The 22745-nt window shown below is 68.0% G+C and carries 19 protein-coding genes; 12 read left to right on the forward strand and 7 right to left on the reverse strand.

Features of this window, described 5'->3' with window-relative positions:
• Positions 1–82 precede the first annotated feature (82 nt).
• The 3 genes from IPP98_10950 to IPP98_10960 are packed head-to-tail and all read left to right on the forward strand — an operon-like array spanning position 83 to position 2123.
• The gene (locus IPP98_10950; GenBank protein MBL0179626.1) at positions 83–751 is read left to right on the forward strand and encodes a hypothetical protein; all 669 of its coding nucleotides are present in this window, start codon (positions 83–85) and stop codon (positions 749–751) included.
• On the forward strand, positions 748–1470 hold the full coding sequence (locus tag IPP98_10955) for a hypothetical protein (protein MBL0179627.1): 723 nt from the start codon (positions 748–750) through the stop codon (positions 1468–1470). The genes IPP98_10950 and IPP98_10955 overlap by 4 nt, the downstream gene beginning before the upstream one ends.
• Positions 1467–2123 carry a response regulator transcription factor gene (locus IPP98_10960; protein MBL0179628.1) on the forward strand — a complete coding sequence of 219 codons (657 nt, stop codon included), beginning with the start codon at positions 1467–1469 and terminating at the stop codon, positions 2121–2123. The genes IPP98_10955 and IPP98_10960 overlap by 4 nt, the downstream gene beginning before the upstream one ends.
• Here the strand turns inward: IPP98_10960 and IPP98_10965 are convergent.
• Positions 2120–2782 (reverse strand): hypothetical protein, encoded by a 663-nt coding sequence (locus IPP98_10965; GenBank protein ID MBL0179629.1) that lies wholly within the window; start codon positions 2780–2782, stop codon positions 2120–2122. The genes IPP98_10960 and IPP98_10965 overlap by 4 nt on opposite strands.
• A gap of 173 nt (positions 2783–2955) precedes the next feature.
• On the opposite strand from IPP98_10965, the gene gcvT reads away from it, so the two are divergent.
• The 5 genes from gcvT (at position 2956) to IPP98_10990 (ending at position 10485) form a co-directional block, all read left to right on the forward strand.
• Positions 2956–4050, forward strand: a complete 1095-nt coding sequence (gene gcvT, locus IPP98_10970) for a glycine cleavage system aminomethyltransferase GcvT (protein MBL0179630.1) — start codon at positions 2956–2958, stop codon at positions 4048–4050.
• A gap of 15 nt (positions 4051–4065) precedes the next feature.
• Positions 4066–4440 carry a glycine cleavage system protein GcvH gene (gcvH, locus tag IPP98_10975; GenBank protein MBL0179631.1) on the forward strand — a complete coding sequence of 125 codons (375 nt, stop codon included), beginning with the start codon at positions 4066–4068 and terminating at the stop codon, positions 4438–4440.
• A 67-nt stretch (positions 4441–4507) separates the two neighbouring features.
• Entirely contained in the window at positions 4508–7444 is a 2937-nt protein-coding gene (gene gcvP, locus IPP98_10980) for an aminomethyl-transferring glycine dehydrogenase (protein MBL0179632.1), read from the forward strand.
• Between the two features lie 175 nt (positions 7445–7619).
• Positions 7620–8282 carry a hypothetical protein gene (locus tag IPP98_10985; protein MBL0179633.1) on the forward strand — a complete coding sequence of 221 codons (663 nt, stop codon included), beginning with the start codon at positions 7620–7622 and terminating at the stop codon, positions 8280–8282.
• A gap of 103 nt (positions 8283–8385) precedes the next feature.
• On the forward strand, positions 8386–10485 hold the full coding sequence (locus tag IPP98_10990; protein MBL0179634.1) for a right-handed parallel beta-helix repeat-containing protein: 2100 nt from the start codon (positions 8386–8388) through the stop codon (positions 10483–10485).
• A gap of 3 nt (positions 10486–10488) precedes the next feature.
• Here IPP98_10990 and IPP98_10995 read toward each other — a convergent pair whose 3' ends face one another.
• A complete protein-coding gene (locus IPP98_10995; protein MBL0179635.1) occupies positions 10489–11580 on the reverse strand; it encodes a hypothetical protein in 1092 nt (363 codons plus the stop codon).
• 190 nt (positions 11581–11770) lie between these two features.
• Between IPP98_10995 and udk the strand changes: the two genes are divergently transcribed.
• From udk to IPP98_11010, 3 genes are read left to right on the forward strand one after another with little or no spacing between them, the layout of a single operon-like run.
• Positions 11771–12412, forward strand: a complete 642-nt coding sequence (gene udk / locus IPP98_11000) for a uridine kinase (protein ID MBL0179636.1) — start codon at positions 11771–11773, stop codon at positions 12410–12412.
• Entirely contained in the window at positions 12409–14397 is a 1989-nt protein-coding gene (locus IPP98_11005; protein ID MBL0179637.1) for a S9 family peptidase, read from the forward strand. Before udk ends, IPP98_11005 begins: the two co-directional genes overlap by 4 nt.
• A complete protein-coding gene (locus IPP98_11010) occupies positions 14394–15116 on the forward strand; it encodes an SDR family NAD(P)-dependent oxidoreductase (protein ID MBL0179638.1) in 723 nt (240 codons plus the stop codon). The genes IPP98_11005 and IPP98_11010 overlap by 4 nt, the downstream gene beginning before the upstream one ends.
• A gap of 104 nt (positions 15117–15220) precedes the next feature.
• On the opposite strand, the gene IPP98_11015 is transcribed toward IPP98_11010, so the two are convergent.
• From IPP98_11015 to IPP98_11030, 4 genes are all read right to left on the reverse strand, one after another.
• Positions 15221–16135 carry a hypothetical protein gene (locus IPP98_11015; GenBank protein MBL0179639.1) on the reverse strand — a complete coding sequence of 305 codons (915 nt, stop codon included), beginning with the start codon at positions 16133–16135 and terminating at the stop codon, positions 15221–15223.
• Positions 16132–18135 (reverse strand): hypothetical protein, encoded by a 2004-nt coding sequence (locus IPP98_11020; protein ID MBL0179640.1) that lies wholly within the window; start codon positions 18133–18135, stop codon positions 16132–16134. The genes IPP98_11015 and IPP98_11020 overlap by 4 nt, the downstream gene beginning before the upstream one ends.
• A 126-nt stretch (positions 18136–18261) precedes the next feature.
• Complete coding sequence (locus IPP98_11025) at positions 18262–18507, reverse strand: hypothetical protein (GenBank protein ID MBL0179641.1); 246 nt, start codon at positions 18505–18507, stop codon at positions 18262–18264.
• Positions 18507–19406 carry a hypothetical protein gene (locus IPP98_11030; protein ID MBL0179642.1) on the reverse strand — a complete coding sequence of 300 codons (900 nt, stop codon included), beginning with the start codon at positions 19404–19406 and terminating at the stop codon, positions 18507–18509. Before IPP98_11030 ends, IPP98_11025 begins: the two co-directional genes overlap by 1 nt.
• A 21-nt stretch (positions 19407–19427) precedes the next feature.
• Here IPP98_11030 and IPP98_11035 point away from each other — a divergent pair, with 21 nt between their 5' ends.
• Positions 19428–20330 (forward strand): tRNA glutamyl-Q(34) synthetase GluQRS, encoded by a 903-nt coding sequence (locus IPP98_11035; protein MBL0179643.1) that lies wholly within the window; start codon positions 19428–19430, stop codon positions 20328–20330.
• 150 nt (positions 20331–20480) lie between these two features.
• Here the strand turns inward: IPP98_11035 and IPP98_11040 are convergent, their stop codons facing one another.
• Positions 20481–22742, reverse strand: a complete 2262-nt coding sequence (locus tag IPP98_11040; protein ID MBL0179644.1) for a transglycosylase SLT domain-containing protein — start codon at positions 22740–22742, stop codon at positions 20481–20483.
• Positions 22743–22745 lie beyond the last annotated feature (3 nt).

Raw genomic sequence — 22745 nt, forward strand, 5'->3', positions numbered from 1 at the left:
GTTTGCTTCCGGGGCCCCTCCTCATCCGACGGAGTCCCGGAATCATGCCTGCTGAGCGCCACAGCATCGAGTGCCCGCCCCGGTGACGTTCTCCCACGCCGTGCTGAGCGCCGGGGTCGGCGTCACTCTCGCCACCGCGGGCGTCGGCGTCGGTTACCGCCGCGTCATGGATCGCCCCGCTCTCTGGCTCGTCGCCTGGTTGGTCGTCGACGCGATCGCGAGCGTGGCCAGCACGATCGGCACGATCGAGTTTCGGAACGCCCAATACAGCGCCCAGGTGTGGTATCCGATCAGCTCGGCGCTGGCACTCTGCCTGCTCGCGAGCACCCTTGCTGATGCCAAGGCGCGGCGAGCGGCCTTTGTTGCCGCTGCCGTGGTTGGCCTCACCATCACCGGGCTGACGATCTGGTACGAGAAGTTCGGCAGCTTCGCGAAGATCACCGGGGTGCTCCATGGGGTGACGTTGCTGCTGGTCGGGTCGGCCCTGGTGCTCCAGCGCGCCAGGAAGGCGCGTGGCGACATGTTTGTCGACCGGACCTTCCTCGTCGGGGCCGCCTTCGTCATCATGGGGGCGCCGAGTCCCTTTCTGGCCGTGGCCGTGCGCTACTTCGGACCCAGCAAGAGTGAGCTGTATTCCTTGGTCTACACGCTCAAGGGTCTCCTCGCGATCTGTTCCTACGTCCTGATGGTGGTGGCCATTCACCTGGGCGCGGAGCAGGCCCGTTTGCGCCTGACGAGGGCCGCGGCGTGAGTGTCATCGTCACGCTCAGTCTCGTCCTCAGCATCCTGATCGGGACCATCATCAGTGCCGTCGTCATCCAGCAACGGCGGTTGCTGCGCGCCCATTCCTCCTTCGCCGGGCGCCTGATCGCGGCACAGGATCGTGACCGCGCACGGATTGCCCGCGAGCTGCACGACGAACTCGTCATGCGGCTCAACACCGCGACGCACGCGTTGCGGCTGCAAAACGGCCGGATCACCGAGACGCAGGCGCTCGAAATGGATCAGATTGCCGACGATATTCGCCTGGTCGCGCGCGACCTGCACCCGACGGCGGTGGACTATCAAGGACTGGAGCCGGCGATGCGGACGATGATCGAGACGAAGGCGCGTACCCACGCCGTCACGATCGACGCCACCTTCAGCGGGTCGTTCGCCGGCCTCGATGCTCGGCATCGGCTGACCATCTATCGTGTCGCCCAGGAGGCGCTCGCCAACGCGATCCACCATTCCGGTGGAAGGCACCATTCCCTGACGCTGACGGCAGCTCCTGGGGTCGTGCGCCTGGTCGTGCGCGACACCGGAAAGGGTTTCGACCTCGGCACGGTCACCACGCGCCACGGACTGGGGCTCACGTCAATGGAAGAGAGGGTGAAGTTGCTCGACGGCCAGATCGAAATCGTCTCGCGCCGCGGTCACGGCACCGAGGTGCGAGTGGAGTTTCCGGTACCATCAACGGCCTCGTCGTGACGCTTCCTCGGGTCCTCATTGCCGAAGACTTCGAGCCGATGGCCGACGCACTCGCCAGCTGGCTCTCGCCGTGGTTCGAGATCGTCGGCAAGGTATTGCGGCTGGAGATGCTGGCCGGCGCCATCAGGCAGACCGCACCCGATGCGGTGCTGCTCGACCTTGCCTTCAAGGAGCGTAGCGCGCTCCACGAATTGCCGACGCTGCGGCTGCTTCCGGAGGCGCCGCGCTTCGTGATCCTCACGGCGTATCGCGACTATGGCCTGATGATGGGCGCGATTGACGCGGGCGCCTCAGGGTACGTCGTGAAGACGTCGGACTTCACCGAGGTGAAGACCGCACTCGACGAGGTACTTGCCGGGCGCCTCTACCTCTCGCCCAGCGTCCGCCCCGAGGAGCCGCCACGACGCAAGATTGTGCCGCGCGTCGACGATGGTACCTGGCACCCGACGGCCTTCGACATCAAGTTGACGGAGCGCCAACTCGGCGTCCTCACGGAGTTGGCCGCCGGACGCTCCGCGCGGCAGGTCGCGAACCTCCTCGAGATCCATCACACCACGGTGGGGAAGGAACTGCAGCGGCTGGGCGAACGCATCGGCTGGGAAGGTGACGTCACCTACCTGCTCCGATGGTTCGCCGAGTATCAGACGCGCTAGAACCGAATCGCCAATCCGAGCGAAATCACCGGGTACACCTTCAGGTACTTGTTGACGTCCGCCTGGATCTTGAGCCGTTCCTCCTCGACGTCCTGCGCCAGCGCCGAGCCCGGGGTCGCGGCCGATGCACTGAGGCCGATGGTCGGCTTGCCGATGCCGACGCCGAGGTCGAGCAGCATCGTGATGCCGCCCTTCCGGGAGGCCGGCGTGCCCCAGCCGAGGCCGGCGTACGGCATCGTCTTCGGCCAGCGACCGGTCCCCGTCACCGTCCCGACCTGCGCCGCGGTGTACTCGGTCCCGTCGAAGGTGTAGGTGCCGCCGGTCGGCTTCCCGGTGGCGTTGACCTCAGCCGGCGCGCTCATGATCCCACCGGTGAAGTGGAACGACCCTCGCGGCGAGAGGTAGAGGTCCACCAGGCCGGTCATTCCCTTGAACTTCAGGTCGGCGTCGAAGTCGACGTCCGACTCGCTGCGGCTGATCGTGTGCGAGAAGCGATACGCCCCGCCACGAATCCCGATGTGGGGGGTCAGCAGCTTGGCCACCTCGATCCCGAGGCCGAGAGAGCCGGCACGACCGGCGATGAGGATATCAGCCTGGGCACTCAGCGGCAGGGCCAGCAGGGTCATTCCGACCAACGGTATCAGGATTCGAGAGCGCATCAGGCAAGACTCCAGTGGGGAGGGGGGTGCTCCCGGTAATATCGACGGGAGGACCTATATATGCAGAGATTGGCGTGATTCGGGTGAAAATCGACGATCGACGGTCGATGGTCGATCATCGATGATCGATCATCGATTATCTTTGGGTTCTGACCCATTCCTGGACCGTTTCCGTGCTCAAGACTGCACTGCTCGACCGTCACATCGCCCTCGGTGCCCGCATGGTTCCCTTTGCCGGCTGGGAGATGCCTGTCCAGTACCAGGGCCTTGTCGAGGAGCACAAGGCGGTACGCAGCGCGGCCGGCCTCTTCGACCTCTCCCACATGGGCGAGCTCTGGATCAAGGGACCCGAGGCCGATCGGGCCCTCGACTACGCCCTGGTGACCCAGCCCTCGAAGCTGGCGGTCGGCAAGGCCCACTACTCGATGATCTGCGCCGCCGACGGCTCGGTGATGGACGACCTGATCGTCTACCGCCTCGGCGAGACGCGCTACCTGGTGGTCGCCAACGGCGCCAATGCGGATGTCGTCTCGGCGGCGCTCCGGGAGCGGCTCGACGGCTTCGATGCCTCGCTCGACGACGCCTCGATGCGCACCTCGCTGGTGGCGATCCAGGGGCCGAAGGCCGCTGAAATTCTCCAGCCGTTCATCGATGTCGACCTGAGCACGGTCAAGTATTACAGCGGCCGCGAGGCGACAGCGTTCGGCCTCCCGGTGCTGTTGGCCCGGACCGGCTACACCGGCGAGGATGGCTTCGAGCTCTTCACGCTGTGGGACGACGCCATTCCCGTCTGGGACGGCCTCCTCGCCGCAGGAAAGGATGCCGGACTGGTGCCGGTTGGCCTCGGTGCCCGCGACACCCTCCGCCTCGAGGCGGGGATGCCGCTCTACGGCCAGGAGCTGGACCGCGCCACCACCCCGTTCGAGGCCAACCTCGGCCGGGTGGTCAAGTTCGAGAAGGAGGGGGACTTCGTCGGCCGCGCTGCGTTGGCCGCCGCCAAGGATCACCCCACCAAGACGCTGGTCGCCCTCAAGTTGACCGGACGCGGCATCGCCCGGACGGGGTACCCCGTCTATCTTCCCGCCGCGGCAGAACCGGTGGGGATCGTCACCAGCGGGACCGCCTCACCCACCCTCGGCTACGCGATCGCCATGGCCTACCTCCCCGTCGCCAACGCGGCCCTCGGGACGTCGGTCGAGATCGGGGTTCGCAGCCAGCGGGTGACTGCCGAAGTGATCGCCCTGCCGTTCTATCGTCGTTCGACCTGAGCCCTGGAGTCAGCCGTGGAGTATCCGGACAACCTCAAGTATTCTGTCGAGCACGAGTGGCTCGCCGCTGATGGCACCGTCGGTATCACCGCCTTTGCCGTCGAGCAGATCGGCGACATCGTCTTCGTCGAGCTCCCGGCCGTCGGGACCGCCGTCAGCGCCGGCAAGCCGTTTGGCGTGATCGAGTCGGTCAAGGCCGTCAGCGAGCTCTTCGCTCCGGTCTCCGGCAAGGTCGTCGCGGTCAACGACGCCCTGGGCGATGCGCCCGAGACGGTGGCCAGCGACTGCTACGGTGCCGGCTGGTTGGTGAAGATCGAGCCGAGCAATCCCGATGAGGTGCTCGGACTGCGCAACTCGGCAGATTATCAGACGATGATCGCCGCGAGCTGACACCTGAATGCATTCGACAGGGCCCGACCGGGCCCTGTCGCTTTTTCAACACGAGAGCAAGCCTCTGATGACGACCGCATCCGCACCCCGTGAAGTCCGCAGCGCCCATGGTGGCGAGTCTGCGCCGCACGCGTCGTGTCTCGCCCCGAATGAGTTTTCGACTCGACACGTCGGGCCACGCCCCGACGAGATCCAGGCGATGCTCGGCGTGCTCGGCTACGACTCCCTCGACGCCTTTATCGATGATGTGGTCCCGGAGGCGATTCGCCTCCGCCGCCCGCTCGCGCTGGCCCCGGGCCTCGATGAACGGGCCGTGCTCACCACTGCGCAGCAGCTGGCCGAGCGGAACCAGGTCTTCCGCTCGTACCTCGGCATGGGGTACCACGGCACCTTCACGCCGCCGGTCATTCAGCGCAACATCCTCGAGAATCCGGGATGGTACACCGCCTACACGCCGTACCAGGCCGAGATTGCCCAGGGCCGGCTCGAAGCGCTGTTGAACTTCCAGACGGTCGTGAGCGATTTGACCGGCCTGGAGATCGCCAACGCGTCACTCCTCGACGAAGGCACCGCCGCCGCCGAGGCGATGGCGATGACGATTGCGGTGGTGAAGCACGAAGGGACGCCGATCTTCCTGATCGATGCCGCCTGCCATCCGCAGACGATTGCCGTGGTCGAGACGCGCGCGGAAGCGCGGGGTGTGAAGGTGATCGTCGGGAACCCGGAGTCCTTCACCTTCGGGGCGAGGGGTGAGGGCGAAGTCGTGGGCTGTCTGCTGCAGTATCCCGCGACGGACGGCCTGGTGCGCGACTTCCGCGCCGTTGCCGAGGCGGCCCATGCCGCCGGCGCCCTGGTGACCGTGGCGACGGACCTGTTGGCGCTGGCGCTGCTGGCGCCGCCGGGGGAGTGGGGCGCCGACGTGGCGGTGGGCAACACGCAGCGCTTCGGTGTGCCGATGGGCTACGGCGGCCCGCACGCGGCGTTCTACGCCACGCGCGACGCCTACAAGCGCCACATTCCGGGGCGGATCATCGGCCTCTCGAAGGACAGCCGCGGCGAACCGGCGCTCCGCATGGCGCTGCAGACGCGCGAGCAGCACATCCGTCGCGACAAGGCGACCAGCAACATCTGCACGGCGCAGGTGCTGCTGGCGGTGATGGCGTCGATGTACGCCGTCTACCACGGCCCCGAGGGGATCCGCCGGATCGCCACGCAGGTGCACAGCCGCGCGCTGCTGCTGGCGCACGCGCTCCATCGCCTGGGCTATGCCGTCGAGCACCAGCACTTCTTCGACACCGTCTCGGTCAAGGTCGAGAGCTGGAAGCAGGATCGGATCATCGAGGCCGCCGCGGCTCGCCGCATCAACCTGCGCCGGATCGGGACGCATCGCGTGGTGGTCTCGCTCGACGAGACGGTGACGCTCGCCGACCTCGGCGACCTGATCTCCTGCTTCGCGCTCGACGGCGCGCTGCCGTTCATGCTCGACGCGGCGATGGTTTCCGATGAAGCCATCCCGGCGACGCTCAAGCGCAGCAGCGGCTACCTGACGCACCCGGTCTTCCACCGGCACCGCTCGGAGACGGAGATGCTGCGCTACATGCGCGGCCTCGAGGCGAAGGACTTGTCGCTTACCGCGGCGATGATCCCGCTCGGCTCGTGCACGATGAAGCTCAACGCCACCAGCGAGATGATGCCGGTGTCGTTCCCGGGCTTCGGCGCACTGCACCCGTTCGCACCGCGCGAGCAGGCGCAGGGGTACACGGAGATGTTCCGGCAGCTCGAGGCGCAGCTCGCCGAGATCACCGGCTTCGCGCGTGTCTCGCTGCAGCCGAATGCCGGATCGCAGGGCGAGTTCGCCGGGTTGATGGTCATCCGCGCCTACCACCACGCGCGCGGCGATCACCACCGCGACGTCTGCCTCATTCCGACCTCGGCGCACGGCACCAATCCGGCGAGCGCGGTGATGGCGGGGATGAAGGTCGTGGTCGTGGCGGCCGACAGTCACGGCAACATTGATGTGGCCGACCTCAAGGCGAAGGCCGCCGAGCATGCCGCGAACCTCGCGGCACTGATGGTGACCTACCCGTCGACCCACGGCGTCTTCGAGTCATCGATCAAGGAAATCTGCGAGGTCATTCACTCGCATGGTGGCCAGGTGTACATGGACGGCGCCAACATGAACGCACAGGTCGGCCTCTGCCGCCCGGGCGACATCGGTGCCGACGTCTGCCACCTGAACCTGCACAAGACCTTCTGCATCCCGCACGGCGGGGGCGGCCCCGGCATGGGCCCGATCGGCGTGGCGCCGCAGTTGGCGCCGTTCCTGCCGGGGCATCCGGTGATTGATCTCGGGCATGCGCATCCGGCCGGCACGATCTCGGCCGGGCCGTGGGGCAGCCCCAGCATCCTGCCGATCTCGTGGACCTACATCCAGCTGATGGGGTCGGAAGGGCTCACCTACGCGACGAAGGTGGCGATCCTCTCGGCGAACTACATCGCCAAGCGGCTCGAGGGGGCGTTCGACCTGCTCTACGCCGCCAAGAACGGTCTCGTGGCACACGAATGCATCATCGACATGCGCCCGTTCAAGGCGACGGCGGCGATCGAGGTCGAGGACATCGCCAAGCGAATCATCGACTTCGGCTTCCACCCGCCGACGGTCTCCTTCCCGGTGGCCGGCACGCTGATGATCGAGCCGACCGAGTCGGAGCCGAAGAGCGAACTCGATCGGTTCGTCGACGCGTTGCTCGCCATCCGCGAGGAGATCCGCGAGATCGAGCAGGGCACGGCGAGCCGCGAGGTGAACGTGCTCAAGGGGTCACCGCACACCCTGAGCGAAGTCACCGCGAACGAGTGGAACCGGCCCTACAGCCGCGAGCAGGCCGCCTTCCCGGTGGCGTCGCTTCGTGAGCGGAAGTTGTGGCCGACGGTCGGGCGGATCGACTCGGCGTATGGCGACCGGAACCTGGTGTGCACCTGCCCGCCTGTTGAGGACTACGTGTAGCGGGCATACGCAGGGGCGACGCATGCGTCGCCCTTACGCACGGGGGGGGGGGGGGGGGGGGGGGGGGGGGGGGGGGGGCGACGGCAGCGTCGCCCCTTTCGCGTTTCGGGACCGGCCGTAGGTTATCGGGACGGGGTTCCCCCGAGTTCCCTTCGCCCTGTATCTGGAGGTTCCCATGGACCATGGGTCAACGCCCGGGACGCCACGTCGTGGCTTCCTCGGGCAAGTCGCCGCGGCCGCCGTCGGCGTCGGCGCCGCCTCACTGTTGCCGATGACCGCGCACGCTGCCGCCATGACCTCGACCGCCGTCGATCCGCAGTTGGAAGCGTGGTTCGGCAAGCTCACCGGCAAGCACAAGACCGTCTTCGACGCGACCGAGCCGAACGACGGCATGCCCGCGATCTGGCCGCGGATCTACCTCAACACGACCGACGCCACGTACCCGGGCGAGAAGGCGGTGGCCATGGTGATCCTGCGCCACGGCGGACTCGGCATGGGATTCACCGATGCCATCTGGGCCAAGTATCCCATCAGTGAGATGTTCAAGATCGCCGATGGTGTGCCGCTCAAGAAGAATCCCTACGCCACCATCACCGGCCTCCCGATCCCCGGACTGGGCATCGCCGAGCTGCTCAAGGGAGGCGTCCTGGTCGGCGCTTGCGACGTGGCGCTCACAGTGTACAGCACCAAGGCGGCAACCACGATGAAGCTCGACCCCGCCACCGTGAAGAAGGAGTGGGTCGCGGGGCTCTTCCCGGGCATCCAGGTGGTGCCGTCGGGTGTCTTCGCCGTGGCGCGGGCCCAGGAGTTCGGGGCGAATTACATCTTCGCGGGGTAGGGCGTGAGACGGGCGCAGCATGCCGCGCCCGTACCGGCGGCTCCGGCGCTATCCTTGAGGATGCCCCGCATCCGCCTCGCTCCCGCTCCTGCTGCTCCCCGCTGTGCTCCCGGCGCAGCGCCCCGTCCCCTTCACGCCGGGGATGACGATCACCGCCTCGACGCGCATCGCGCCGGGGCGGTATCGCATTCCGGCCACCGACTCGGTCGGCATCGTCGTCCGGGGCCGGGGCGTCACGCTCGACCTCCGCGGCGTGGAGCTGGTGGGCGACACCATGCCCGGCCAGCCCGATCGCTTCACCGGAGATGGGATCCTCATCGATGGCGGAAGCGACGTCACGGTGCGCGGGGTGACGGTGCGCGGCGTCAAGCACGGCCTCGTCGCCCGCGGGACGCGCGGCCTCCGTCTCTACGACAGCGACTTCTCCTACAACCAGAAACCGCGGCTCTATTCCGGCATCGAGAAGGAGTCGCTGGTCGACTGGCTCTCGTTCCACCAGAACGAGAAGCGTGAATGGCTGCGCCACGGCGCCGGCGTCTATCTCGAGGGCGTGGTCGGTGGCGAGATCCGCAACGTCACGATGCGGCAGGGGATGAACGGGCTGATGCTGACCCGCACCGACTCGCTGCTGATCTGGAACAACGACTTCTCGTACAACTCCGGCCTCGGCATCGGGATGTATCGCTCGTCGTACAATCGGATCCTCCACAACCGGATCGACTACGACGTGCGCGGCTATTCCCACCGCTTCTACAATCGCGGCCAGGACTCGGCCGGCCTCCTGATGTACGAGCAGAGCTGCTTCAACGTCGTCGCCCACAATTCCGTGACCCATGGCGGCGACGGCCTCTTCCTCTGGGCGGGCCAGTCCACCATGGACACGGGGAAGGGCGGGGCGAATGACAATCTCTTCTACGCCAACGACTTCTCGCACGCCCCCACGAACGGCATCGAGGCGACTTTCTCGCGCAATGCCTTCGTGGGCAATCGCGTCGAGGAGAACTGGCATGGCGTTTGGGGCGGCTACTCGTACCAGTCGGTGATCCTCGGCAACACCTTCCGCCGGAACGTCGAGGCGATCGCCATTGAGCACGGTCAGGACATCCGGATTGTGGGCAACCGCTTCGAGGGCGACACTGCCGCGATCCGCCTCTGGTGGAACAAGATCGAGCCGAGCGACTGGGGTTACCCGAAGTACCGCGACACCAGGTCGCAGGACTATACCGTCCTCGGCAACAGCTTCAGCGGCACCCGCCTGGCGATGCGCGTCGAGAACACCCAGCGCTTCCGGGCCGACGGCAATGCCTTCCTCAAGGTTGACTCGCTCCTGCGTGTGAATGGCGACACCACCGGTTGGTCGATGGTGCAGCGCCCGGGCGAGGCAACGACGGTGCCGATCCCGTCGCGGTATGTCGTGCCGAAGTTGCCGGGCGGGCGCGACGCGCTGATTCCCGCCGGTGGTCGACGCGGTCGCGCGACGATCATCGTCGATGAGTGGGGGCCGTACGATTACCTGAGCCCGAAGCTCTGGCCGGTCGGTCGCAGCGATGCCACGCCGCAGAAGCTCCGCGTGCTCGGCCCGGCGGGAAGCTGGCGCGTGGTAGCAAAGGAAGGCGTCGCGACCCTCTCCACCGAAACGGGCCGCGTGGGTGACACCCTGGTCGTGACGCCGATGGCCGGTCGGGAGGGGGACTACCGCGTCGAGTTGGAGTATCGCGGAGCCGCCGTGACCTCACCCTTCGGCGTGCGGAGCGCGACCGGTGTCCCGGTCCGCTTTGCGTGGGTGCGCTACCTCCTACCCGTGAAGTGGGCCGTCACCTTTGCCCGCACGGATTCGACCGGCAACGCGCCGGCGACCACCTCCGCCGCCCCGCTGCAGGGGATCGTGGCGCAGCGCGACACCACACGCCTCGACTTCACCTGGTACGGCCCGCCGAAGGGAATTCCCGCGAGTTGGCTGCTGACGCGTGCCGAGGCGTCGACCACCCTCGCGCCAGGGCGATATCGGATCCGCACGATCGCCGACGATGCCGTTCGCATCTACCTCGACGGCAAGCTCCTCCTCGACGACTGGGTGCCCGGCGAATCGCACGTGAAGGAGGCGGAGTTCACGGCGACCGGCACGCATCAGCTGGTGGTGCTGCACTGGCAGAAGGATGGCTGGTACGAGCTGCGGGTGGATGTGGAGCGGGTTCTTCGGTAGACCTCACGGCCACGTCGGCATCGCGTAGCGCCGGATTCGCACGATGTCATCGCGATCCACTTCGCTGACGTACAGGCCGCCCGCGCCGAAGCCCACCACCGCGCTTCCCTTCGGCAGCGTGACCCGCCCTCGCACCCGCGTCAGGTCGACAATGTCGTAGTGCTGGGCCGAGTTGCTCGGGTCGAGGCGGGGAATCCAGAAGGTGCCGTCGGGGGCCGCCCGGACCGGGGTATCGCTGAACGCTTCGAAGGCCGGCAGCCTGGCGGGAAACACCCGTTCCGGTCGCTTTGGCGCGGCCCCGCCGCCGGTGCCCATGCCGCGGATCGGCTGCGCCTCCAGCTCGGCCCGCTTCGCGGCAATCTCGGCGTTGGTCGGTGCCCGATTCGGCCACGGGAGGGCCACCGGCGCACTCCACCGTGCGGACGTCCAGGACCGGACCTGGTAGGGCGCGCTGCCGACGACCACGATGCGCCCGTCTGCCTGCACCAGCCAGCTTGCGGTCGGCGGCCAGACTCGCATCGGTCCACCGCTGGAGACCATCGCCGACCGGCCGGCATCGAAGGTTACCAAGGTGTCGAGTCGATCCGAGTTCGGATCCCATCGCACCACGGAGATGGAGTCGCTGAGTTCCCGGGCGGCGCTGTACCGCATGATCTCGCCATAGAGTCGGCCATTCGCGTCGCCGTGGTGCAGCAGCAATCGTGCGGGATAGCCGATCACCTCGCCGACGCTCCCATCCTGGAGCACCGGCAGCAGCCGGCGTTGTGCAAAGTCCACGACGAAAGCCCCGCCTTCACGCCGCGGCAACACATACTCGCCGACGGTTCGATACTCCCGGGGTCCGGCGCCGGTCCGGGCGACAGGCCGCGAGGTGCCGGTGGCAAGATCGAGCGTGGCGATCTGCTGATTCTCCGCATCGCCGACCAGCAGCTGTCCCGGCCGCAGTTCGACCACCCAGGAAACGACTGAGAACTCTGCGCCTGGCGTGTGGGTCGGGCGGCCGAGGGCCCGTGGAGCCCCGTCCTGCCCTGGGAGACCGGACGTCGAGAGCACCAAGGCGGCAACCGCGGAACAGGTCGCGAATCGGGATCTCATGGGAACCACCTGGAAGGGTTGTGGGATCTAGCGTAGACGCGCGAGCCCCCCTCGGCGTCGCGCCAGGCGACGCGCCTTACCCGAGGCTGACATCCATCGGAGGAGATATCTTTGACTGGTCACTGGTCACTGGTCACTGGTCACTGGTCACTGGTCACCGTTCACCGTTCACCCCACCTCCGGAGCACCCGTGCCTGACGCCCCTCGCCCTCGCCCCCTGATCATCGGCGTCGTCGGCGGCTCCGGCTCCGGCAAGACCACCGTGGCGCGCGCGATCCACGAGGCGACCGGGATCGATGCCGCGTTCGTCGACCAGGACGCCTACTACAAGGACCTCGGCCACCTCTCGATGGACGATCGGCGACGGGTCAACTTCGACCACCCCGACGCGCTCGACAACGACCTGATGGTCGAGCAACTCGAGGCGCTCGCGGCCTGGCAGCCGATCCAGAAGCCGACCTACGACTACGCCGCCCACACGCGCGCGGCGGCCGTCGTCACGGTGCAGCCGAGCCCGATCGTGATCGTCGATGGCATCCTCCTCTTCACTGATGCGCGGCTCCGGAAGCACTTCGACATCAAGCTCTACGTCGACGTGGCCGACGATATCCGCTTCATCCGCCGGTTGCAGCGTGACGTCGAGGAACGCGGCCGCACCATGGGCGACGTGATCCGCCAGTACCTCACCACCGTGCGGCCGATGCATATGGAGTTCGTCGAGCCATCCAAGCGGTATGCCGACGTCATCCTCCCGGAGGGCGGCCACAACAAGATCGGCGTCGAAATGGTGATCGCCCGCGTGATCCTCGAGCTGCAGCGCCGCGTCACGTGAGGGTCGCCCTCGCCGCGCTCCTGCTCGGCGCCGCGGTTCCGGCTGCGGCGCAGGGGACCTTCACCCTCGATCGCTTTCTCGAGCTCGAGCGGGTCGCCTCGCCTGCCATCAGTCCCGACGGCAAGTCGATCGTCTACACCCGCATCCAGGCCAACCGGATCGCCGACTGCTACGAGTCGATGCTCTGGCAGGTCGATGACAACGGCGCGAATCCTCGCCAGGTCGCCCCCGGGCATCACGCCGCGTGGTCACCTGACGGAAAGCGCTTGGCATGGCTCGCCGAAATCGAGGGCGTCACACAGCTCATCGTCCGGACCATCGGCGGCGGTGATGTCACACTCACGACTGGCCCGACTCCGCCGATCGCGTTCCGCTGGTCGCCCGATGGCCAGCAGATCGCCTTCACCAGGCTGGTGCCATTCGCTCCGCCAATCCGTGTCACCTCGCCGATCCCTGCCGAGGGGGGCAACTGGGCCGCCGATCCGAGCATCACGACCCGCCTCCGCTCGGCCGAGGGGTGGGTGCAGCTCTTCGTCGTGAGCGCCACGGGTGGCGAGGCGCGTCAGGTGACCGCCGGCGGCTTCGACGTCGGTGCCCGCGACACCGGCGTGCATGGCACCATTCCCTTCGACTGGTTCCTCGACGGGACGGCGATCGTCTTCGACGGCCTGCTCGAGCCCGACGCCGAGCGGCGCTATCAGCAGTCGCAGCTGTACGTGGTGCAGGTGGCGAGTGGCGAGCTCCGCCGCCTCACCGCGACCGATGGCTTCTGGCACACGCCGGTCGTCTCGCCCGACGGCAAGTGGATCGCATTCAGCGGTTTTGCTGACGGGACGGCGAGCTACCGCACGCAGCCCCTCCACGTGATCCGCCCCGATGGCGGCGGGTTCCGCACGATGACGGCGAGCCTCGACCGTGATGCCGTCGGCGCCACCTGGGATCCGGACAACCAGACGGTCTGGTTCAGCGCCGAGGATCGCGGGGCGATCAACAGTTACTCGGTGTCGCTCAAGGACGGCAAGGTGAAGCCGGGGTCGAACGGCCTGCACCGGATGGAGCTCGCCGCGATTGCCCGAAAGGGCGGCTACGGCCTGGCCATCCGGAGCACGGCGTCGCTCCCGTGGGAGCTGGTGCGCTTCCCGCTCAAGAAGCCGTGGGAGATCCAGCCGGTCACGCACCTCAACGACGCGCTCGCCAAGGCGGTGCACTTCGGCGAGGTCGAAGAGGTTGAATACCACTCCGGCGACGCGTTGGTGCAGGGATGGCTGGTGAAGCCGCCTGACTTCGTCGTCGGCAGCAAGCGACCGCTCCATGTCGAACTGCATGGGGGCCCGCACGCGATGCAGCACCTCGGTTTTTCGCCAACGGCGCAGCAGATGGCCGCGGCTGGCTACCTGGTGCTCTTGCTCAACCCGCGCGGCTCGACCGGCTACGGCAGCGACTTCGGTGCCGCGCTCGGCACCCGCTACCCTGGCGTCGACCTCGACGACGTGATCGCCGGCGTCGACGAGGTGATCAGCCGCGGCTGGGTCGACACGGCGAAGGTTTTCGTCGGCGGCTGCGGCGGCGGCGGGATGCTCGCGTCGTGGGTCGTCGGTCGGAGCACCCGCTTTGCTGCGGCGTCGGTGCGCTGCCCCGCCAACGACTGGCTCGCCGGTCTCCCTGGCCCGCTCGGCGCCGAGGAGGAGCCGTTCTTCTCGCGGCCATGGCGGCAGGATCGGCTCGACTGGAGCGAGCGGTCACCCTTGCACGTGGTCGGGGCGGTGCGGGCCCCGGTGCTGGTCGTCGCCGGCGATTGTCGCCGCGCGCTGCCGATCGACGAGGGGGGCGAGTGGTTCTCGGCGCTGCAGCTCCGCGGCGTGCCATCGGCGCTGGTCCGACTGAGCGACGAATGCGGTGCCGCGACGCAGCACCCCTCCAACTGGCTCCGCACCCGCCAACTCATCCTCGACTGGTACGCCCACGCCACCACGGGACCTCGATGACGCTCAGGACCGCCATTCTCGGTGCCGCCACCCCGCTCGGTGCGACCCTCGTCCGCGTCGCCGCGGAGCGCGGCGATCGCCTCGCCGTGGTCGCGGCGCAGCCGGGCCGCATCCCGCTGTTCGCCGATCTGGCCCGCGAGCGGCCCGATCAGGTGGTGCTGGTGGGCGATTCGCGCCGCACGCCTGACGAGGTGGCGCTGGCGGTGACGGAGGCACTGGGTGGCGCCGTCGATCGGCTGATCCTCGCCGGTTGGCAGGAGCACGCCGGACCGACCCTTCCCGATCAGCACGCCAACATCACGTTGCCGAAGCTGGACCCGGCATTGGTGCTTGCCCAAGTGGACCAGAACGCGGTGCTGCCACTCGCGCTCGCTCGCGCCTTCCGGCTTCCGCTGCGCAGCGGGGCGGCACCGGCGATCCTCGCGATCACCTCATGGCTTGGCTCGTTCACTGATCGGACGGATGGCGGGCACTACGGCCAGGCCATCAGCGCCGCCGCGCTTCAGATGGCGATGCGCACCCTCGCGCTCGACCTCGAACCCGACTCGATTCGCGTCATCATCGGCAACCCCGGTCTCTATCGCACCGCGCTTCACGGACCGGCCGTGCAGCCCTCGGCGGATGAGGTCGCGGCGGGACTGCTCGCAACGCTCGAGGCGGCCGATGACAGTGTGAATGGTAGGATGGTGGATTGGCGGGGGAGGGTGTTGGCGTGGTGAGGTAAGACGATGATGGATGATGGTTGATGGATGACACGATCGATCATCCATCATCCATCATCCATCATCCATCATCCATCATCCATCATCCATCATCCATCATCCTACCTGAACCTCACCCCCACCCGATGCGTCGCCCCCGCCCCCTTCAGCTGCTGGAACGCATAGTCCACGCTCAGTCGATCGGCGTTCACGCTCGCGCCGAGCGTCAGCGCGGACGCACCGTCGTGTTCGGGCTGGATCGCGGCCTGTGCCCCGACGCGGCCGGTGAAGCTCCAGCCGCTGACCGGGACGTAGCTGAGCTCGACGCCACCATTCGGCACAAGCCGACCGCGCTTGTCCGTCATCACCGACGCCGCGATCCCGCCATCGAACCAGGTGCTGACGGGGAGGCCCGTCGCCATCGCGCCCAGCGTCACCTTGGTGGGAAGCCGGAGTGCCGGGGTCGAGTTGTTCTCGAAGACGCCGTCGGGGTCGGCCAGGACGAGGCCGACGGTGACGAACGAGACGTCCTTCGCGAAGCCGATGTCGAACGACGGCGTGCTCTGCCGGCCCAGCGCGACCTGCTGTGCGAGGTACTTCGCGGTGACGCCCACCCGGAAGCCGTTCTGCTGCTTCGAGAGGCTCATCAGGCCGAGGACGCTCGAGGCAGCGAAGTCGCCGCCTGCTGCCAGCTTCCCGATGGTGGTGGCGCCGTCCTCACGCTCGGCGCCGTACTCGATGTACTGCACGCCGAAGCCGACGGTCCAGCCGAGCGCGGTGGTGTTGGTGGCGAGCGACGCCAGCGAGGCATGCGAGCCGAAGCGCTGGTGCGAGACCACCGTCCCGCGGGAATCGCCGACCTGCGCCGGGTTGTAGAAGATCACGTCGGGGGTGTCGCCCGCGACGTAGGCGTTGCCGAGCGCCATGCCGCGGGTCGAGCCCGGGAGCAGGAGGAGCGGCGGCGGCTGCGTCGGCGACTGGGCCGAGGCGGTGCCGGCAAGCAGCGTGATCAGCGCGAGGGGGAGCAGCCGCTTCATGGAGTCCGTCCAACGAAGAAGGTCGGGGAGATGTTGGAGAGTCCGATGTCCGTGAGGATCACCGTCCCGGCCGTGGTCTTGTCGAACACCCAGCGGAGCGACGTCAGCTGCGACGGATCGAAGCGCGGATCCTTGTCGCGGAAATCGGTCAGCCGGATCACGTAGGTCTGCGGCACCAGCTCGGCGAGCGAGCCGAAGCTGGACTTGTCGGAGCCGGCCCGTCGATAGACCGTCACCTCGAGCGGTCGACGCGCCACACCATACGTCGAGAGCGGCAGCGAGACCCGATTGCCGGCGGCATCCATCGCCTCGATCGAGAGCTCGATCGGCGTGGAGTCCTTCACCTCCTTCTTCGGCTTCTCCTTCTTCTCCTTGTCGGCCTTGGCCTTCTCCTCCTTCGCCTTGGCGGCCTTCTCGGCCTTCTCCTTGGCGATCTGTTCCTTGCTCTTCGGTGCCGCCTTGGCGGTCGAATCGCCCTTGGCCTTGGTGGAGTCGGCCTTCGCCTTGGTGCTGTCCTTCGGCAAGGCACGCGGACCGGGCTTCTCGTCGGTCACCGCCAGCGAGAATTCCAGCGCGCTCGCGCTGCCCACCGACCACGCCTTCCGGATCGAGTCGGTGACCGTCACCGTGTAGGCGGCCGCCGGGCCCATCTTGGTGGTGTCCTTCCCGGCAAGGCGGTTGTTCCAGCCGAGCCAGACGGCGAATCGACCGACCTGCCCGCCGCGCGAGCGGAGCGGCATCACCGATTCCTTCCAGGTTGCGAGCGAGTCGCCGGTGATCGCCACGCCAGGCGCGCTGCCGGTGGTCACGTCGACGTCCTCGTCGAAGTTCGCGAGCGCGCGGTAGCCGGCGTCCTGGAAGCGGGTCGCATACATCGTCTTCGGCAGCCACGTCCCCATCACGCGATGGTCGCGGAAGATCGGGAGGTACTCGCTCTTGCCGCGCAGCGACGCGTCGAGGAAGGCCGAGAGATAGAGCTGCGCCATCGCGCGCTGTTCCTCGGGCGGCAGCAGGCCGCGGAGATCGAGGAAGCGCTCGCCACGCGGGCCGGCGTCGCTGCTGCCCCACTCGGTGTTCCACTGCCCGTGGTTGGCGCGGTACATCCAGACTGCGGCCTTGAAGTGCGGCTGGCCGTCGGTGAAGCGGATGCGCGAGTATTGACGCAGCCCCATGAACGACGACACGTCGCCGTCATGCGAGCCGTGGATGACCAGATAGTTGATGTTGTCGAGGGGAGTGGGCTTGCTGGAGGGTTGGTACTGGCCATCGACCGGCGCGATCGCGGCGATGGCCTTGATATTGAAGTTGAAGTCGAAGGTCAGCGCCGCGTTGTCGGGGTAGCGCTTCAGCGTGTTGAAGGCGGCGGCGACCGCGACCGCCTCGCCGCCGCGGGAGTGCCCCATCAGCGCGATGTTGTTCATGTCGACGCGATGATAGAACGGGCTCCCCACCGAGTCGTTGAAGGTCTTCCACGCCTTGAGGTGCTGCAGCAGCATCCAGCCGCGGGCATCGTTCTCCCCGCCGATCCCGCCATTCAGGAAGTTTTCGTCGACCGAGACCAGGATGTAGCCGCGACTCGCGAACAATTCGCCGAGGTAGGCGTAGCCCGGGTCGGAATAGTCTTCCATGCTGTGGTTGCCGTGGACGATCAGCACCAGTGGGAACGGCCCCGCCCCTTCGGGATACCAGATGCGGCCGTTGACCGGCATCGAGTCGAAGCCGAAGCCCCAGTATTTCTTCCGCTCCGGCGTGGCGGTGGCCAGCTTGGTCCCGTCGACCGGCTTCGTCTTGAAGGTCACCGAGTCGCGGTACTCGGCGCGGTGCTTGTCGGTGCCGCTACCGTAGTACATCGTGTGGACCGGATAACTGCCCGGGAGTGCGGGGCTCGGGACCAGCAGGTCCTGATGGGCCAGCACCGTCGGCGCATCATTGCGCGCCAGACGGAGGGGCTGGACGCAGGCGGTGCCGAGCAGGGGCACGAGCAGCAACAATCGACGCATGGTCGCTCTTCAAGATGGGGGAAGGACGGCGTGATCCGGGATGGTGCAGCGGACAAATAAAACACGATGCCCCACCTCCGGGGGGGAAGGCGGGGCATCGTCGCACGCGTGAAACGTCAGCCGTTGCTAGCGCGCGTACTTCTCAAGGTACCGGAGGTCATCTTCCGGATCCTGCCGCGCCACGTAGACCGCACCGGCGCCGAAGCCGACCACCGCGGAATTCGGCTTCAGCGTCGCCTTGCCCGTGAGCTGGCCGGCGCTGTTGAAGATGTCGTACGTCGGCACCTTGTCACTCGCCGGGCGGGTGCGGAGCACCCAGATCTCGCCGTCGGGCGAGATCTGCACCGAATTCTGGCCGCTGAACGGCGGCATCACCGCCGGGAAGTCCTCGTCGGGGATCTCCCGCTGCGGCGGCGCCTGGGAGGTGGTCGAGACGTTGGTGCCGCCTCCTCCGCCGGGCCACCGTTCGTCCGCGTGATGCCGATCGGGGAGGACGTCTTCAGCGCCGCGCGATACGCATTCCGCTCGGCGGCCGTCATCTTGATCGGCGTGTAGCCCTGCACCGGGCCGTGCGTGACCGACTTGTTCGCGCTCAGGACATCAACCCGATACGGCGATGGCTGGACGATCACCACGCGGCCATCGGGCAGCGCCGACCAGACCGGCGTCGCGCTGAGTGGCTTGCTGGAGATCATCACGCGCTGGTTGTTGGCCGACGAACCGCTGGTGTTGACGCTCATTCCCGACGGCACCTTGCCGAGGGTGTCGATCCGCTTGGCCGCACGGTCCCACCGCAGGATCGCGACCGAGTCGGCATCGGGGGCCTTGCCTGGCTCGGGACGCGGGAAGGACTGGTAGTAGAGGCGTCCCGTGGCATCGACGGCCCGGGGGAGCATCATCGACATCCCGCCTTCGCCCTCAGGGGGAAGAATCCCGTCGACCACCTTGCCGTCCGCCTTCACGACGTGGACCTTCCCCGCCAGCGGGTCGCCGACCCAGGTGTCGGTCCCCGGGCCGGGAAAGAGACTCACCGGGTACTCGTATTCGCCCGGCCCACTGCCGTTGCGACCGATCGGGGTGACGCCGCCGGTGGCGAAGTTCGCCATCATCACCTTCTTCTCCTGACGATCGACGACGACGGCCTTGTTCCCAGGGAGTTCGCGGACGCCGCCGATCACCGTGAACGGCTCCGCGATCGCCTTGATCGGTGCGCCGGTCAGGTTGATGTTCCGCACCTGCGCCGGCGCCGGCAGGGCGAGGGTGATCGACAATCCAGCGACAATCCAGGACGCATGAGCCACGGACCTACCCCCGGTGAGTTGAGTTCACTCCTGCAACGCCTCAAAGATGCGCGGCTGGGGGGAAGCGTCGCGCTCGGGTTGCCGGCGGGAGAGCTCGTGACGCGCTTCGCACCGTCTCCGACCGGTGAGCTCCACCACGGGCACGTCCTCCACGCCGCATGGGTGTGGGGCGTGGCCGAGGCAGTCAGGGCGCGGCTTGTGGTGAGAATGGAGGATCACGACCGCAGTCGCTGCACACCAGGCTTCGAACGCAGCATCCTCGAGGACCTCGCCTGGCTCGGCTACACCACCACCGACCCGTCGCTCGAGTCGCTGAGCCGCCGACCATCTCCGTACCGCCAGAGCGACGTCCCCCACCGCTACCAGGCTGCGTTTGACCAGCTCGCCGCCCGCGGCCTCCTTTACGGCTGCACCTGCACTCGCGCCGACCTCGGCACGCCGGGGCCCGACGGTGAACGCCACTATCCCGGCACCTGCCGCGGCCAGCCGATCGACCGGCCGGGGCGCACCGCGATCCGCGTGATGCTCCCCGACAACGAGACCACGGTCACCGATCTCCGCCTCGGCGAGCTGCATCAGCAGCCCGCGCGCGAGCATGGCGATCCGGTCATCCGCGATGCGCAGGGCCAGTGGACCTATCAGTTCTGTGTGGTGGTGGACGACCTGCGCCATGGTGTGAACCTGATCGTGCGCGGTGAGGACCTGATCACGTCGACCGGCAGGCAGTACGTGCTGGGCCAACTCCTGGGACGCACCGCATCGTTCGTCACCGTCCATCACCCGCTGCTGTATGCCGCCGACGGCAAGAAGCTCAGCAAGCGCGACCGGAGCGAAACGGTGCGCTCGATGCGGGAACGGGGGATGACGGCGGGAGAGGTGAGGGGCGAGGGGTGAGGGGTGAGGGGTGAGGGGGGACGTCATCCCGAACAACGTGAGGGATCTGCGTAGTGCTGTTACGCAGGTCCCTCGCTGCGCTCGGGATGACAGAATGTTCCCCCCTCACCCCTCACCCTGCGCGGCCACCGGCCGCGCCCCGTTCACCGTTCACCTCCCATAGATCATCCGATACATCGCCAGATTCCTGATCACCGCTCGCACATACCCGCGCGTCTCGTCATACGGAATGCGCTCCACGAAGATCTCGGCGTCTGCAATCGGTGCGCGGAGCTGATCTTTGGCGATGATGCCGCGGAGCGTTGCCTGGCTCCAGCGATCGACGCGGGTGCCGCCGGCGTTGTAGGCGGCGAGGGCGCGCTCCGGTTCGGGATAGCGACCGAGTGCGGTCGCGAAATGGCGCATCCCGAAGGCGAGGTTCACGTCGGGGACCCAGAGCAATGCGGCCTCGAATTCGGGAAAGCCGAGTGCCCGCCCGAGCGACGGCCCATTCGCGGGCATCATCTGCATCAGGCCGCGGGCGCCGGCGCCGGAGGTGGCGCGGGGCTCGAATCCGCTCTCCTGCCTGATCACTGACGCCGCGAGGAGCGGATCGACGCGTTCGCTCATTGCCGTTTCGCGGAGTCGCGTCTCGTAGGGGAGCGGGTAGATGAGTTGCCAGAGCGTGCCATCGCGCGGGGCACCGGCGGCGAGTGCACGCGAGGCCAACTGCGCGGCCCGCTGCGCATAGCCATACTCGGCAAAGGCCTCGGCCGCGCGCAGCAGCCCGTCGGCGCCGCTCGCGTTCGCGGCGAGCCGATCGAGCTCGTAGCCCGCCTCGGCGCCCATGGCGAGCGTGTCCAGCAGCGCTGCGCGTTCGAAGGCAGCGCGCATCGCCGAGTCCACGGGTGCCGGGTCGTGCGTCGGCGCCTCCCATGGGAGCGTGTCGAGCCGGGCCGCCGCACGGACCGCGTAATAGCTCTCGGGGCCGCGATCGAGCAGCTCGCGCAGCGCCGCCTTGCCGCCACTCGCATCACCCGTGAGCAGCAGCGCGCGGCCGCGCCAGTAGCGCAACGCGTCGCCGTTGACGCCGCTCGGGTTCCGCTCGGCGAGGCCGAGCTCGAGGTCGTGGACCGCCGTCGCCGGGTCTCCCGCCTCGATCGCCATCAGCGACGAGAGAATCAGCGACCGAGTGTACTGTGCACTCGACGGGTAGCGCGTGACCAACCGCCGGAACAGGGTCCGAGCCGAGTCGATCGCACCGCGATCGAGTGCGAGATCGCCGAGCAGGTAGAGGGCGTTGCTTGCCGCAAGGGTGTCGCGCGGAAAGCTGCGAATGGTACGCTCGAGCGCCGGTGTGGCATTGCGGTCGTTGCTGCGAAGCAACGCACGGGCGCCGTAGTAGGCGGCGTGGCCCGCCAGCGCCGGATCGGTGACGCCTCGAAACTGCGCCGCGGCATCGGGCCAGCGGCCGATATCACCCAGCGCCGTGCCGAAGCGCAGTCGGTCGGACGAGGTGAGCCTCCCAGTCTTGGCCGCCGCCGAATAGTGAGTGACTGCTTGCGCCGCGCGGCCGAGCGACGCCGCGCGCCGGGCGGCAAGCAGTCGCTGACCGCGATCGAGCGGTGGCTTCAGGAGATCGAGGAGATCGAGCGCCTCTCGGCTGGTCGCCGTGGTGGCATCGCCGGCCAACATCGCGAGCAGTTCGTCGCGCACGGCGAGCTTCGCGGACATATCGCGGGCGCTCTGCCAGCGGAGTCGGAGCGCGGTACCGCGCGCACCGAGCCTGGTGTAGGCGGTGATCGCCGCCGCGGTGTCGCCGCTGCGTTCCCGCGCTGTCGCCTCAATCCGCGGCACCCGCCCGGTGGCCCCCGGCAGCGTGAGCGAAGCATACAGCCGCATGCGGTCGGTCGAGTCCGTCGAAACCGCCGCCGCGCGGAGCGCCAGCCAGTCGCGGAGGGCAGGGAAGCGCTGCGCGGCATCGAGATAACGCGCCGCCGCCGAGTCGAGCACGTCGAGGCGGTCGTAGCCGCGCGCGAGCAGCAGGAGTCGCCGCCCCTGCTCGTCGGCGGTCCGATCGTTGGAATTCCCAGCAGCCGCGACGGTGGCATGGTTCACGGCATCGCGCGCCCGCCCCTCGCCGACTGCGGCCTCGGCCAGCAATCGTCGGCCGAGTCGATCATACCGGGCGTCGAGCCACGGCTCGCGTGCCAGCAGCTTCGTCACCGTCCCCCACCCCTGCCACGCCGCCGCCGCCTGCGCGGCGAGGATCACTGCATCTGGCGTGCGCGTCGACGGGTTGGCGAGGACTGGCCCAAGCAGCTGCGTCGTCCGCCATGGTCGCCCCGCGCGCAACGCCGCCTCCGCCTCAGTCAGTGGCGACTGCGCGGAGGCGGAGGTTGCGAGCAGAAACGTCAGCAGGAAGCGATGCATCCC

The sequence above is a fragment of the Gemmatimonadota bacterium genome, assembly GCA_016720805.1.
Classification (GTDB): domain Bacteria; phylum Gemmatimonadota; class Gemmatimonadetes; order Gemmatimonadales; family GWC2-71-9; genus Palsa-1233.

Coding starts and splice junctions, on each gene's coding strand:
- IPP98_10985 (MBL0179633.1), top strand. CDS start 7,620: ATGGACCATGGGTCAACGCCCGGGACGCCACGTCGTGGCTTCCTCGGG.
- IPP98_11020 (MBL0179640.1), bottom strand. CDS start 18,135: ATGCGTCGATTGTTGCTGCTCGTGCCCCTGCTCGGCACCGCCTGCGTC.
- IPP98_10965 (MBL0179629.1), bottom strand. CDS start 2,782: ATGCGCTCTCGAATCCTGATACCGTTGGTCGGAATGACCCTGCTGGCC.
- IPP98_11035 (MBL0179643.1), top strand. CDS start 19,428: ATGAGCCACGGACCTACCCCCGGTGAGTTGAGTTCACTCCTGCAACGC.
- IPP98_11010 (MBL0179638.1), top strand. CDS start 14,394: ATGACGCTCAGGACCGCCATTCTCGGTGCCGCCACCCCGCTCGGTGCG.
- IPP98_11025 (MBL0179641.1), bottom strand. CDS start 18,507: ATGCCGCCGTTCAGCGGCCAGAATTCGGTGCAGATCTCGCCCGACGGC.
- IPP98_11040 (MBL0179644.1), bottom strand. CDS start 22,742: ATGCATCGCTTCCTGCTGACGTTTCTGCTCGCAACCTCCGCCTCCGCG.
- IPP98_10995 (MBL0179635.1), bottom strand. CDS start 11,580: ATGAGATCCCGATTCGCGACCTGTTCCGCGGTTGCCGCCTTGGTGCTC.
- gcvP (MBL0179632.1), top strand. CDS start 4,508: ATGACGACCGCATCCGCACCCCGTGAAGTCCGCAGCGCCCATGGTGGC.
- IPP98_11015 (MBL0179639.1), bottom strand. CDS start 16,135: ATGAAGCGGCTGCTCCCCCTCGCGCTGATCACGCTGCTTGCCGGCACC.